The following is a 12,906-nucleotide window of genomic DNA, read 5'->3' as shown; positions in this document are numbered from 1 at the left end:
AGTACTAGGCGGAGCCGGTCGGCGGGAGGGGGAAGGGCTGCTGCCGGGGCTGGTCGGGGCCCTGGTCACGGTCGCCGGGGTGGGCGCGGTCCTGGTCGCCGCGGTCGTGGTTACCGCCGGCGCGGTCGCCACGGTCCTGGTCGCCGCGGCCGTGGTTCCAATCCGGGTCGGCGATCTGGCTGACGGCCGGCGCGCCGTTGTCGGTGGTGGCGGCCGAGGCGGGGATGGCCAGCGCCGCGAGCGGAACCGCGGCCAGGGCGCCGGCCACCGCCACGCGGGCGGTCAGCCGCCGCATACGGGAGGGAGTCGTCGAGGAATTCGTGCTGGACGAGGAGTTCAAGACGCGAAACCTTTCTCGGAGGTAGGACCGGCCGCTCGGCCGACCCGACGACCATCAAAATGTGCGCGGATCGGAGCGCGATGGGTCTCGCCTATGTCCCAGCTGGGAATTCCGAACCGCCATCGCGACCCCTCTAGGCTGGGACACCGTGGGACGACAGGCCGAAGACCGAACAGCTCGCGCCGCGCACAGCGGCGAACCCCTGCAATTCGTCGCCGACCTGCGCGATATCGGCACCCCCGACCCGCGGTCGCGCCGGGTGACCGACCCCGCGCACGCGGCCGCACTGGTCGCCGCCGAAACTCGCGATCGCCTGCGGGCGGTCTTCGCGGCCATGCCCGGCGACCCGATCCTGCTGCTGTCCGGCGGCGTCGACTCGATCCTGCTGGCCGCCACCGCCGTCGAGCTGGGCCACCGCCCGCACGCGATCACGGTCGCCACCGCCGACGGCACCGACCGGCCGCACGCGGCCGCGGTGGCCGCCGCGCTGGGGCTCACCCACGACATCGTCGAACTCGACGGACCCACCGTGGTGGCGCTGGCCACCGAGGCGATGGCCCGCCTGGAAGTGCCCGAGCTGTGGGAGGTTTCGTATGCCGTCCCCATGCTCGCGATCCGCCCCGTGCTGGACCGCCTCGGCACCCCCGGCCCGATCCTCACCGGCAGCGGCGCGGACGCGATCTTCGCGGGCGGCAAAACCCTCGCCGCCCCGATCGATTCGCCCGCCGCCACCGCGGAACTCGACCGCGTCGTCCGCACGGAGTCCGCGCACAACTTCACCCGCGCCCGCCTGGTCCCGGACTTCTACCCCCGAATCCTGGGCGCCCGCGCCGCCCGCGTCGTCCATGCCTTCCAAACGCTCCGCTTCTGGGAAATGGCCGAAACCTTCGCGCCCCCAGCGCTGTTCGGCACACACGACGGCACCCCCGTGGACAAGCTCTGTGTCCGGATCGCCTGCGAAGGGCTGCTGCCCGCCTCCGTGCGACCCCTGGCCTGGTCGAAGAAGTCCGCGATCCAGCGCTCCGCGGGCATCATGGGCGCACTCGCGGACGCCGCCCGCCTGGCCGCGGCGAACCTCCCCGGCGCGCGCACCTACACCGACCCCCTCACCGAGCCCTTCGAATCCGTCGCCACCCGCCTCTTCCTGGCCCGCCTCGCCGACACCCGCCGCGACTGACCGAGATCAGGGAGCTCTCACCGAGGGAATCCGGACGATTCTCCGCAGTGAGAACTCCCTGATCTTGAATGCACGTCAGGGCTGGATGAATTCGACGGTGGCCGCGGCCGAGCCCATGAGCATGTCGCGTCGGGCGTGGACCTGTGCGCGCAGTGCCTCGACGATGGCCGCGACCTCGGGGCGGCGCAGCGTCTCGGCGCGGGCGACGAGCCAGTAGGTCAGGCGGACGGCGATTTCGGGCAGTACGCGGATCAGATCGGGGTGCAGCTCGGCCATGTAGCAGGGCAGCAACCCGATGCCCGCGGCCGCGCGGGTGGCCTCCACGTGCACGAAAACATTGGTGGAGGAAATGGATTCGCGCATGGCGGGTGCGAAGGTCGGGGCCAGATCCAGATCGTCGACCTGGAGCATGGAGTCGATGAAGTACACCAGCGGATGGCCCGAGAGCTCGCCGACGGTGCGCGGGGCGGGATGGTCGGCGAGATACCCGCGCGAGGCGTAGAGCGCGAGGGCGTAGTCGCCCAGCGGTATGGCGCGGGCGCGGCGCAGCTGCGGTGTGCCCACCACGATCTCGATGTCGAAACCCGAGCGCTGCACCGAGGCCATGCGGGTGCCGGTCACGATCTCCACCGTGAGCCCGGGGTGGCGGCGCTGGACGGCGGCGATGGCGGGCGCGGCGAGATACGCGCTGAAGCCGTCGGTGGCCGACATGCGGACCACGCCCTCGAGTGTCGGGGTGTCGGAAGTCAGTGAGCGGACCGCGGATTCGATGGCCTCCGCGGCGCTGAGCGCCTCCCGGCCCAGGTCGGTGAGCTCCCAGCCGCCCGTGGCGCGGGTCAGCACCCGCCCGCCCAGGGCCTGCTCGAGCGCGGCGATGCGGCGCGCGATGGTGGTGTGGTTGATGCCCAGCTCTTCCGCCGCCGACACGTAGCGGCCGGTCCGGCCGACCGCGAGCAACACCAGCAGGTCATCCGGGCTCGGGCGGTGTGTGGCGGGATTCACGCTCATTTCTGCATTTTTGCAGATTGTGGCTGCGTAACTGGGCATTGCCCGGGGGAAGGGTGTGCATGAATATTACGTGGCATCAAAGTTTGTGGGCCACATCACAGAAGCGGGTGGTGCGGCCCGAGCGTGAAGGAGTTGCGCGATGAGCGTCCGGGAAACACCGCCGGAAGCGGCCGGAACCCAGCCGGAAGCCGGTGGCGGACTGGCCGGTCTGCGGCGGGTGGTCGCCGCGTCCATGGCGGGGACCGTGGTCGAGTGGTACGAATTCTTTCTCTACGGCACCGCGGCCACGCTGGTGTTCAGCAAGGTCTTCTTCGCCAAGGGCGGCAATGACCTCGACGCCATTCTGGCGGCGTTCATCACCTACGCGGTCGGCTTCGCGGCCCGGCCGTTGGGCGGCATCGTCTTCGGGCACTACGGCGACAAGCACGGCCGCAAGAAACTGCTCCAGCTGAGCCTGGTGCTGGTCGGCGCGGCCACCTTCCTGATGGGCTGCCTGCCGACCTTCCACCAGGTCGGCTACCTGGCCCCGCTGCTGCTGGTGGTGCTGCGTTTCGTGCAGGGCTTCGCCATCGGCGGCGAGTGGGGTGGCGCGGTGCTGCTGGTCGCCGAGCACAGCCCGAGCCGCCGGCGCGCGTTCTGGGCGGCGTGGCCGCAGGCGGCGGTACCGCTGGGCAATATGCTCGCGACGGTCGTGCTGCTGGTGCTGACCTCCACGCTCTCGGACGCGGCGTTCCTGTCCTGGGGCTGGCGGGTGGCCTTCTGGCTGTCGGCGGTGGTCGTGCTGATCGGCTACTACGTGCGTACCAAGATCACCGACGCGCCGATCTTCCTGGCCGCGCAACAGCTCGCCGAACAGGAGAAGGCGGCCTCGATCAGCGCGCTCGAGGTGCTCAAGCGGTATCCGCGCGGAGTGCTCACCGCCATGGGGCTGCGCTTCGGCGAGAACATCATGTACTACCTGGTCGTCACCTTCTCGATCACGTATCTGAAGGTGCACGTCGGGGCCAATACCAAGGTGATCCTGTGGTGGCTGCTGGTCGCGCACGCGGTGCACTTCCTGGTCATCCCGCAGATCGGGCGGCTCTCGGATCGCTTCGGCCGCAAGCCGGTCTACCTGGTGGGCGCGATCGCGGCGGGCACCTGGGGCTTCTTCGCCTTCCCGATGATGGACAGCAAGAACAACGCGATCATCCTGTCGGTCATCGTGATCGGCCTGATCTTCCACGGCTTCATGTACGCCGCGCAGCCCGCGATCATGGCCGAGATGTTCCCCACCAGGATGCGGTATTCCGGTGTGTCCCTGGGCTATCAGGTGACCTCGCTGGTGGCCGGTTCGCTCGCGCCGATCATCGCGGTGCGGCTGCTCGCGGACTACAAGTCCTCGGTCCCGATCGCCTGGTACCTGGCGGGTGCGGCCGCGGTCACCGTGGTGGCGGTGCTGTGCGCCCGGGAGACCAAGGGCGTGGATCTGGAGGACATCGACCGGGCCGACGCGGAACGCGCGGCGGCGCACAACGATTCGAAGGTGACGGTGGCATGACGGAGACGACCGGACCCCTACTCGGCGAGCTGGCGGGGCGGACGGCGCTGGTGACGGGCGGCGCGAGCGGCATCGGGGCGGCCTGCGCCCGCGAGCTGGCCGCCCGCGGGGCGGAGGTGACCGTCGCCGATATCGACGGTGACGGTGCGGAGAAGGTGGCCGCCGAATTCGGCGGCCACGCCTGGCAGGTGGATCTGTCGGAGGTGACCGCGCTCGAGGAGCTGAGCCTGCGCACCGACATCCTGGTCAACAACGCCGGGGTGCAGACCGTCAGCCCGCTCGCCGACTTCCCGCCCGAACGGTTCCGGTTCATGCTGGCGCTCATGGTGGAAGCGCCGTTCCTGCTCACCCGTGCCGCCCTGCCGCACATGTACGAGCGGGGGTACGGCCGGATCATCAATCTCTCCTCGGTGCACGGATTGCGGGCCTCGGCGTTCAAGGCGGCCTATGTGACCGCCAAGCACGCGCTGGAGGGCCTGTCCAAGGTGACCGCGCTCGAGGGCGGGCCGCACGGGGTGACCAGCAACTGCGTCAATCCCGGCTATGTGCGAACCCCGCTGGTGGACAAGCAGATCGCCGACCAGGCCCTCGCGCACGGCATTCCCGAGCAGGAGGTGATGGAGCGAATCATGCTGACCGACAACGCGATCAAACGACTGGTGGAACCCGACGAGGTGGCCTCGCTGGTGGGCTGGCTGGCCTCCGACGCGGCCCGCATGGTGACCGGGGCCTCGTACACCATGGACGGCGGATGGAGCGCCCGATGATCGAACTGGCCGAGGCGGCGGGCGTGCCCCAGTGGGTGCCGAGCGAGCGCGATATCGCGGCGGCCCGGATCACCGACTTCACGCGATATGTGGAGCGGCGCTACGGGATTCGGGCCAACGACTATCACGAGCTGTGGCAGTGGTCGGTCGACGATATCGCCGGGTTCTGGTGGATGGTGTGGGAGTACTTCGAACTGGGCGCGGCACCGGTCGAGGTGCTGGGCTCGCGTGAGATGCCGGGGGCTCGGTGGTTTCCGGGCACCCGCGTCAACTATGTCGATCAGGTGGCGCGCCACGCGCGCACCGATCGGCCCGCCATCATCGCGTTGAGCGAGGACACCCCGGTCCGGGAACTGTCGTGGGCGGAAATGCTCTCCCGCACAGCGGTTCTCGCCCGCTCGCTGCGCGATCTCGGGGTCGGGCCCGGTGACCGGGTGGTTGGTTACCTGCCCAATATTCCGGAGGCCGTCATCGCCTTCCTGGCCACCGCGAGCATCGGGGCGATCTGGAGTGCGTGCGGCCAGGATTACACGGCCGCGGCGGCGCTGGACCGCCTCGGCCAGCTGGAGCCGGCGGTGCTCGTCACCGCCGACGGCTACCGGTACTGCGGCAAGGCGCACGACAAGCGCGCCGAAATCGCCGCGCTGCGTGCGGGTCTGCCGACGCTGCGGGCGACCGTGCTGGTGTCGCGGCTCGGCGGCACCGCGCCGGAGGTCCTCGACTGGAACGACACCACCGAGAACTCGCTCGCACCGGAACCGCCCGAGCTCGCCCCGGTGCCGGTCGATTTCGAGCATCCGCTGTGGGTGCTCTATTCCTCGGGCACCACCGGCAAACCCAAGGGCATCGTGCACGGCCACGGCGGCGTCCTGCTCGAGCATCTCAAAGCCATTGCACTGCAATCGGATATCGGGCCCGGCGACACCTTCTTCTGGTACACCAGCCCCAGCTGGATGATGTGGAACTTCCAGGTCTCGGGCCTGCTCGCGGGCGCGACCATCGTCTGCTACGACGGCAGCCCCACCCATCCCGCCCCGGATGCCCTGTGGGCCTTGGCCGCCCGCACCCGGACCACCGTCCTGGGCACCAGCCCCGGCTACGTCCTGGGCAGTGAGAAGGCGGGCGCGCGCCCGGCGGTGGCGCACGATCTGAGCGCCCTGCGCCAGATCGGCATCACCGGCTCGGCCTTCCCGGCGACCTCGTCGATCTGGCTGCGCGACAATGTCGGTGACATCCCCGTCTCCTCGATCAGCGGCGGCACCGATGTGGTCTCGGCGTTCATGGGCGGTGTCCGCACCGTCCCGGTCCGTCCCGGTGAGCTGTCGGCCCCGTATCTCGGTGTGGCACTGGAAGCCTGGGACGCGTCCGGCCGTGCCGTCGAAGGCGCGGTGGGCGAACTGGTGATCACGCGGCCGATGCCGTCGATGCCCGTGGCCTTCTGGAACGATCCGGACGGCACCCGCTACCGCGACGCCTATTTCGACATGTACCCCGGCGTGTGGCGGCACGGCGACTGGATCATCCGGACGCCCCACGGCGGCATCACCATTCACGGCCGCTCCGATTCCACCCTCAACCGCAATGGCATCCGCATGGGCAGCGCGGACATCTACCAGACCGTCGAATCCCTGCCGGAAGTCGCCGAAGCCCTGGTGCTCGGTGTCGAGCAGCCCGACGCCGGGTATTGGATGCCGCTGTTCGTGGTGCCCGCCCCCGGCGTGGAGCTCACCGACGAACTGCGGCACCGGATCGTCGCGGCCATCCGCACCGAACTCTCGCCCCGGCACGTCCCCGACGAGATCATCGCGGCCCCCGGCATTCCGCACACCCGCACCGGCAAGAAACTCGAGGTTCCGCTCAAACGCCTGCTCCAGGGCGCGGATCCGGCTCGCGTGGTCGACCCCGCCGCGGTCGACGACCCGTCGCTGCTGGCGTGGTACCTCGACCACCGGCCGCCCGCGCGCTGACCCGGGTCGGTCATGATGATCGAGTGGAGGAGAAGCAGTTGGTGTACTGCCGGATCGAACGGTCCGGCACGGTCCTGGTAGTCCGCCGCGCGGCGGGCGTATTCCTGGCCGGGCGGTGGGAATTGCCCGGCGGCGGAGTCGATCCCGGCGAGCACCCGGAGGCCGCCGCGGTGCGGGAGGTCGGGGAGGAGACAGGTCTGGCGGTCGAGGTGCTCGGGGAGCGCTCGGCGCATTCGTGGATGGATGTGGCCGGGCGGCCCCTGCGCATCCACGCGCGGGTGTACGAGGTGGCCGAGCGCGAGCCCCGGACCGTGACCCTCAACCCCGAGGAACACGACGACCACGCCTGGGTCACACCGGAACAGGCGCGCACTCTCGGCCTCGCCGACCACTTCCGCGCCGCGGTCCTGGGCCTATGACGAAGTGACCGGGCGCAGCTCCGCGGGCTGCCAGCCCGGCGGGCCGAAGGCGTAGCCGAGCCGGTGCCGGATTCGCCCGCTGGAGCGCAGGTCCCGCCACAGCGAGCCGAATTCGTAGTACTGCAGCGTGAACACGTTGGTGCTGTCGATGTTCTTGGTGAGACCGTAGGTGGGACGGGAGGTTTCGGCCCGGAAGGTGCCGAACATCCGGTCCCACAGGATGAGGATGCCCCCGTAGTTCTTGTCCAGGTAATGCGGGTCGCTGGCGTGGTGGACGCGATGGTGAGACGGGGTGTTGAAGACGAATTCGAACCAGCGGGGCAGCAGCCCGATGGTCTCGGTGTGCACCCAGAACTGGTAGACCAGGTTGAACGACCACGCGGTGAACAGCATCCACGGCGGCACTCCCAGCGCCGGCAGCGGAGTCCACACCAGCAGCTCGAACCATGGATTCCATTTCTGCCGCAGTGCGGTCGCGTAGTTGAAGTAGCGGCTGTTGTGGTGCACCTGATGTGCGGCCCACACCAGCCGAACCCGGTGCGACACACGGTGATAGGCGTACCAGAGCAGATCCACCGCCACCATGACCGCGACCCACGCCCACGGATCGTGCGGATCCACCCGCCAAGGCGCGTGCACGCACAGCACCGAGTACCCGAGGATCGCGACCAGCTTCGCCCCGCCGTTGACCAGCACCGAAACCGCCCCCATCACCAGGCTGTTCCGCGCATCCACCCGGTCGTACCCGACCCGGTCGTGCCGCTCGGCCCGCAGCGACCACGCCTCCACCACCAGCGCCAGCACGAAGAACGGCACCGCGTAGGTCACCGGCTGATTGATCTGATCCCAGAGTCCCACGGCGTCTTCACTTCCACATCCTGCGATGCGACCGCACCGTCACACCTCGTGAATCGAGCGTAGGCGCAATCCGCCGCACCGCGACAGACCGACCGGATGGCAAGGCAGGCCTCGATCAACTCGGATAGGAGGAGTAGCTGACCTGGCCGACCGAGACGGTGACCGGCGCGTCCCGTGCGATCGTGGTGCCGGCGGCCGGATTCTGATCGGTGATCTTGCCCGACTTGGCGGTGTCGGTGGTCTTGACGTAGGTCGGGGTGATCGTTCCCTTCCAGCCGAGTTTCTGTAGTGCGCCGGTCGCGTCGGCGACCGACAGGCCGACCAGGGTGGGCATGGTGATGGTGGTGGCCGGGCCGCTGGAGACGTACACCGTGACCGTGGAGCCGACCGGGTGCGAGGTTCCGGCGGCCGGATCCAGCGCTACCACCGTGCCTTTCGTGTGCTTGTCCTCGCGCTGGACCTCCTTGACGACGAAGCCTTCCTTCTCCAATTGCGTCTTGGCCGTGGCGATCGGGCTGCCGACCACATCGGGCACGACGATGGCTTTCGGCGGCGCTGCCGTGGTCGTGGTCGGGGAGGTCCAGGTCGTGGTGGTGTAGGGCGTTTCGGTGGTGGTCAGGGTGGTCGGGCTGACCACGGCGGTCGTGGTCACCGGCACCACACCGGTGGTGGTGGCCGACGACAGGCTCGGATGCCCATCGCCGAACTTGAATACGAAATACGAGACCAGGGCGAGGGCCGTCACCACGGCCAGGCCGATCATGATTCGGAAGGTGGTGTCGCGCTTCGGAGGTGGGGGTGGCCCGGTGCCGATGCCCGGGCCGGTGTCGCCGCGACCGGTCCGCTCGGGCGGTTCGGGCGGGGGTCCGGACGGTGCGGCCTGGCGTTGCGGTGGTGCGGGAATCGTCGGGGGCGGCCCGGTAGGAACACCCGGTGCGGTACGGGTGGTGGCGAACCTCGGTCCGCTGAGATGGTCGCTGGTCCGCGCCGGTCCGGTTTGCGGCGGAGGCTTCGGGTGCGGCGGGGGTCCGGTGCGCGGTTGGGGTCCGGGCTTCGGCTGTGGTCCGGTGCGTGGGGGTGGAGGCCCCTGGCGAGTCACTTGCGCCGCGCTCCGCGCCAGCTCAGCGCAGTTGGCGAAGCGGTGGTCCGGTTCCTTGGCCAGGGCGCGGGTGATGACCTCGTCGAAACCCCTGGGCAGGGCCGGGTTTCGGTGCGACGGCAGGGGGATCGGCTCGTAGGCGTGGCCGTAGATGATCTGACCCACGTTCTGCCCGGGATACGGCGGCTGCCCCGTCAGCATGTGAAACAGCGTGCAGCCCAGTGAGTACACGTCGGCGCGCGGATCGACCTCGCCGGGGCGGGTCAGCCGTTCGGGAGCCGCGTATTGGAAGCTGGCCAGGATTTCGCCGCCCTGGGTCAGCTGGCGGCTCTCGTCGAAGGCCTTGGCGATTCCGAAATCGGTGAGCAGCGCGCGTTCCGGCCGCCCCTCGGTCAGCAGAATGTTGGCGGGCTGGACATCCCGGTGCAGGATTCCGGTCTCGTGCGCGTGGTCGAGCGCCGCCGCGGTCTCGGAGATGATCCGCACCGCCCGCGCGGGATGCATCGCGCCCTCACGCAGCGCCCGCGCGACATCGCTCCCGTCGACGAAGGTCATGGCGATCCACAGCTGATCGGCCTCCTCGCCGCGCGCGTACACCGTGACGATGTTCGGATGCTGGAGCCGCGCAACGGTATCGGCCTCGCGCCGGAATCGCGCCCGGGAATCGAGCGCGCCGTCATCGGGCAGGCTCAGCAACTTCAATGCCACGAAGCGCGGCAGGTCCCGGTCCCGCGCCTGATACACGGCCCCCATCCCGCCGGCCCCCAGTTTCCGCAGAATCTGGTAACCGGCGAAGTACTCGCCCGGCCGCAGCGTCGCGCTCACCGCCACCTCCCCTCGGTGCCTCGGAGTAGATATCGCCGCTGGCGCCGACTCCGAAACGTGGGGCCAGCGCGTCGCGGGCCGCGCCGCGGCGTCAGTAGCCGGGGGCGGTGGTGATCGAGATGCGCTGGGCGGCAGTGGTCAGCGGGACGGTGGTGGTGGGCGGGGGCGTCGTGGTGGTGGGCGGGACGGTGGACGGACCGCGTGTTGTCGTCGGTGTGGTGGACGGGGCGAGCTCGCCGACGGAGACCGTCACCGACCCGTCGACGGCGACGGAACCTCCCGATGCGGGACTCTGGGTGATGATCTTGCCGACCTTCGACGCGTCGGTGACCGTCACCTTGGTCGGCTGCAGCGTCGCGATCCAGCCGAGTTTCTGCAGTGCGCCGTTCGCCTCCGCCACCGACATGCCGACCAGGTTGGGCATGGTGAAGGTGGTGGCCGGGCCGGAGGAGACGTAGACCTTGATCGTCACCCCGACGGCGAGCTCCTTGCCCGCGGCCGGATCGGTCTCGAGGACGGTGCCTTTCGCGCGTTTGTCCTCGCGCCACAGCTGCTGCGCGTAGAAGCCGAGTTTGTCCAGCTCCGCTTTCGCCTGCGTGTACTGGGCGCCGATCACATCGGGCACGGTGGCGGTCTTGGCCGGCTGGACAGCCTGGGAGGTGACCACCGGCGGCGGTTCGGACCGACTGCTCGGCGGGGGATCGCTCGTCGTGACGGGAGGCTGGCTCGTCGTGGTGGGCACCGCCGTCGCGACCGCGCTCGGCGGTGTGGCCGCGCCGGAATCATCGCTCCGATCGGCCAGCATGATTGCGACGAGCGCCAGGGCCACCAGCAGCGCCGACCCGAGCACGACCCGTGCTGCGTTGCCGCGCTTGGGCGCCGGGGCCGTGCTGGTCGGGGCTCGGTCCACGAGGTCGCGGGGGCCGGTGTCGTCGTAGGGCCGGGTGCCGGGATCCGACGGCACCGGAAGCGTCGGCGGGAGCGGTGGGCGGGTGTTTCCGCTCGCGGGCGCGGGCGCGGTTCCACCCTGCCGTCCGAATGCGGTTCCACCGGTCCGTCCGGCCGTGTTCCCAGCGGGCGGCATCGTCGTAACGCCGACCGGTGGCACCAGCCGGGTCCCGGTGGGAGGCGTGGACGGGGGTCGCCCCGTCAGGGTGGCCACGTTCTGGTCGATCCGGGTCGGCCCGGATCGCACCGCGCTGTAACGGAATTCGGGATTCGGAGCGGCCGCCTCGGGACGGGGCGGCTGCGGTTGCCGCAACAGTTGTGCGGCGGTCGCGGCGAGGCGCGTGCAGGTGTCGAAGCGGCGCTCGGGTTCCTTGGCCATGGCCTGCGCGACGATGTCGTCGAAAGCCCTTGGCAGCGTGGGGTTGTAGTGCGAGGGCACCGGCACCGGCTTGTAGGCGTGCCCGTAGATGATCTCCCCGACGTTCTGCCCCGGATAGGGCGGTTCCCCGGTCAGCATGTGAAACAGCGTGCAGCCCAGCGAGTACACGTCCGCGCGCCGGTCGGCCTCGCCCGGGCGGGTCAGCCGCTCGGGTGCCGCGTACTGGAAGCTGGCCAGGATCTCCCCGCGCTGGGTCAGCTGGCGGCTCTCATCGAGGGACTTGGCGATGCCGAAGTCGGTGAGCAGCGCCCGTTCCTGCCGCCCCTGGCTGAGCAGGATATTCGCCGGTTTCACGTCGCGATGCAGGATTCCGGTGTCGTGCGCGTGATCGAGCGCGGCGGCGGTCTCGGCGAGGATGCTCACCGCCCGGGCCGGATGCATGGGCCCCCGGCGCAGCGCCTGCGCGACATCGCTGCCGTCGACGAAGGTCATGGAGATCCACAGTCGGCCGTCGTCCTCGCCGCGCGCGTATACCGTAACGATATTCGGATGTTGCAGGCGCGCAATCGCATCCGCCTCGCGCCGGAACCGCACCCGGTGCTCGCGGTCCCCGTCGCCGCCGGGCATGCTCAGTAGTTTCAGCGCCACGAACCGCGGCAGATCCCGGTCCCGGGCCTTGTACACCGCCCCCATGCCACCCGCGCCCAGCTTCTGCAGGATCTCGTAACCAGCGAAAACCTCGCCGGGTTTCAGCGCGCTGCCCATCGCGTCCTCCCCGTCGGCAACGTCGGGCCCGCTCACATCGCATTACGCGCCGCGACCGGACCGTCCGCCAATATTCGTGTCTTGGATATCGCGGTAAACGCGAACTCCGAAACGTTCCCGCCGGCACCCGAATTCGTTGGTCACCGATTGGTTTTTCATTGGTCGGCTGGTCGATCTCGCCGCGCCGGGCATCCGCTAGGAGATGTAGGCGATGAGTTCGTCGATGTAGCCGCGGAACAATGTCGCCATGTCGACGGTGTCCGGGTCCACCAGCCACTGGAGTTGCAGGCCGTCCATCATGGCGAAGACCTGGCGCGCGATGGCCTCGGGATCGATGTCGGCGCGGATGCTGCCCTCGGTGATGCCTGCCCGCAAGGCATCCGAGAGGTAGGTCTCGAGCATGCGGTACCGGTTCTGGGCCCAGTCGTGGGCGGGGTGGTCGGCGGTGACGGCCTCGCTGGTGAGCACGGTGAACAGCCGGACCAGGCCGGGGACGTGCATATTGTGGTCGACCAACTGGGCGAGCCGCAGTAGCGCGTCCTTGCCGCGCAGCTGCCGGTCGAAGCCGAGGCGGTCGTAGTCGAGCCGGTCGCGGTAGTCGAGAACCGCCGAGAGCAGGGCCGCCTTGTTGGGGAAGTAGTGCAGCAGGCCGGGCTGGGACATGCCGCAGCGGTCGGCGATCTCGGCGATGGAGGTGCTGCGATAGCCGTTGTCGGCGAAGGCTTTCAGGGCCTCGTCGATGATCTGCGCGCGGCGGTCGTCACCCCGGCGGCGGCGTCGAGGGTGGGGCGTCATGAGGTGGGAGACTAGTCAA

General features: G+C 69.7%; 11 protein-coding genes. 5 read left to right on the top strand and 6 right to left on the bottom strand.

Annotated elements, in window-relative coordinates; all coding sequences use genetic code 11:
* Positions 1 to 4: 4 nt before the first annotated feature.
* The gene (locus tag NS2_RS25755; protein ID WP_146162551.1) at positions 5 to 340 is read right to left on the bottom strand and encodes a hypothetical protein; all 336 of its coding nucleotides are present in this window, start codon (positions 338 to 340) and stop codon (positions 5 to 7) included.
* Positions 341 to 488: 148 nt separating this feature from the next.
* Between NS2_RS25755 and NS2_RS25750 the strand changes: the two genes are divergently transcribed.
* Complete coding sequence (locus tag NS2_RS25750; protein ID WP_033089928.1) at positions 489 to 1,517, top strand: asparagine synthase-related protein; 1,029 nt, start codon at positions 489 to 491, stop codon at positions 1,515 to 1,517.
* A gap of 75 nt (positions 1,518 to 1,592) precedes the next feature.
* On the opposite strand, the gene NS2_RS25745 is transcribed toward NS2_RS25750, so the two are convergent.
* Positions 1,593 to 2,525, bottom strand: a complete 933-nt coding sequence (locus NS2_RS25745; protein ID WP_228102845.1) for a LysR family transcriptional regulator — start codon at positions 2,523 to 2,525, stop codon at positions 1,593 to 1,595.
* Between the two features lie 139 nt (positions 2,526 to 2,664).
* On the opposite strand from NS2_RS25745, the gene NS2_RS25740 reads away from it, so the two are divergent.
* From NS2_RS25740 to NS2_RS25725, 4 genes are read left to right on the top strand one after another with little or no spacing between them, the layout of a single operon-like run.
* Positions 2,665 to 4,065, top strand: coding sequence for an MFS transporter (locus NS2_RS25740; protein ID WP_033089930.1), 1,401 nt, complete (start codon positions 2,665 to 2,667; stop codon positions 4,063 to 4,065).
* Positions 4,062 to 4,832 carry a 3-hydroxybutyrate dehydrogenase gene (locus NS2_RS25735; protein WP_033089931.1) on the top strand — a complete coding sequence of 257 codons (771 nt, stop codon included), beginning with the start codon at positions 4,062 to 4,064 and terminating at the stop codon, positions 4,830 to 4,832. Before NS2_RS25740 ends, NS2_RS25735 begins: the two co-directional genes overlap by 4 nt.
* Positions 4,829 to 6,799, top strand: coding sequence for an acetoacetate--CoA ligase (locus NS2_RS25730; RefSeq protein ID WP_033089942.1), 1,971 nt, complete (start codon positions 4,829 to 4,831; stop codon positions 6,797 to 6,799). The genes NS2_RS25735 and NS2_RS25730 overlap by 4 nt, the downstream gene beginning before the upstream one ends.
* Positions 6,800 to 6,822: 23 nt before the next feature.
* Positions 6,823 to 7,218 carry an NUDIX domain-containing protein gene (locus tag NS2_RS25725; protein ID WP_036547564.1) on the top strand — a complete coding sequence of 132 codons (396 nt, stop codon included), beginning with the start codon at positions 6,823 to 6,825 and terminating at the stop codon, positions 7,216 to 7,218.
* Here the strand turns inward: NS2_RS25725 and NS2_RS25720 are convergent.
* The 4 genes from NS2_RS25720 to NS2_RS25705 all read right to left on the bottom strand — a co-directional run bounded on the left by NS2_RS25720 (position 7,213) and on the right by NS2_RS25705 (position 12,887).
* Positions 7,213 to 8,076 carry a sterol desaturase family protein gene (locus NS2_RS25720; RefSeq protein ID WP_033089933.1) on the bottom strand — a complete coding sequence of 288 codons (864 nt, stop codon included), beginning with the start codon at positions 8,074 to 8,076 and terminating at the stop codon, positions 7,213 to 7,215. The genes NS2_RS25725 and NS2_RS25720 overlap by 6 nt on opposite strands.
* A 115-nt stretch (positions 8,077 to 8,191) precedes the next feature.
* The gene (locus tag NS2_RS25715; protein ID WP_145961811.1) at positions 8,192 to 10,000 is read right to left on the bottom strand and encodes a protein kinase domain-containing protein; all 1,809 of its coding nucleotides are present in this window, start codon (positions 9,998 to 10,000) and stop codon (positions 8,192 to 8,194) included.
* Between the two features lie 91 nt (positions 10,001 to 10,091).
* Positions 10,092 to 12,092, bottom strand: coding sequence for a protein kinase domain-containing protein (locus NS2_RS25710; protein ID WP_052086818.1), 2,001 nt, complete (start codon positions 12,090 to 12,092; stop codon positions 10,092 to 10,094).
* 195 nt (positions 12,093 to 12,287) lie between these two features.
* Positions 12,288 to 12,887 (bottom strand): TetR/AcrR family transcriptional regulator, encoded by a 600-nt coding sequence (locus tag NS2_RS25705; protein ID WP_033089934.1) that lies wholly within the window; start codon positions 12,885 to 12,887, stop codon positions 12,288 to 12,290.
* Between the last annotated feature and the right edge of the window lie 19 nt (positions 12,888 to 12,906).

Origin of the sequence: Nocardia seriolae NBRC 15557, from assembly GCF_007990715.1 — a bacterium.
Taxonomy (GTDB): Bacteria; Actinomycetota; Actinomycetes; order Mycobacteriales; family Mycobacteriaceae; genus Nocardia; species Nocardia seriolae.
Note: the sequence above shows the minus strand (reverse complement) of the source record. Positions and strands in the feature narration are given on the sequence as shown.

What these genes read in the sequence shown, in the direction of transcription:
- NS2_RS25710 (WP_052086818.1), bottom strand. Translation starts at nt 12,092, where the DNA reads ATGGGCAGCGCGCTGAAACCCGGCGAGGTTTTCGCTGGTTACGAGATC.
- NS2_RS25745 (WP_228102845.1), bottom strand. Translation starts at nt 2,525, where the DNA reads ATGAGCGTGAATCCCGCCACACACCGCCCGAGCCCGGATGACCTGCTG.
- NS2_RS25705 (WP_033089934.1), bottom strand. Translation starts at nt 12,887, where the DNA reads ATGACGCCCCACCCTCGACGCCGCCGCCGGGGTGACGACCGCCGCGCG.
- NS2_RS25730 (WP_033089942.1), top strand. Translation starts at nt 4,829, where the DNA reads ATGATCGAACTGGCCGAGGCGGCGGGCGTGCCCCAGTGGGTGCCGAGC.
- NS2_RS25740 (WP_033089930.1), top strand. Translation starts at nt 2,665, where the DNA reads ATGAGCGTCCGGGAAACACCGCCGGAAGCGGCCGGAACCCAGCCGGAA.
- NS2_RS25735 (WP_033089931.1), top strand. Translation starts at nt 4,062, where the DNA reads ATGACGGAGACGACCGGACCCCTACTCGGCGAGCTGGCGGGGCGGACG.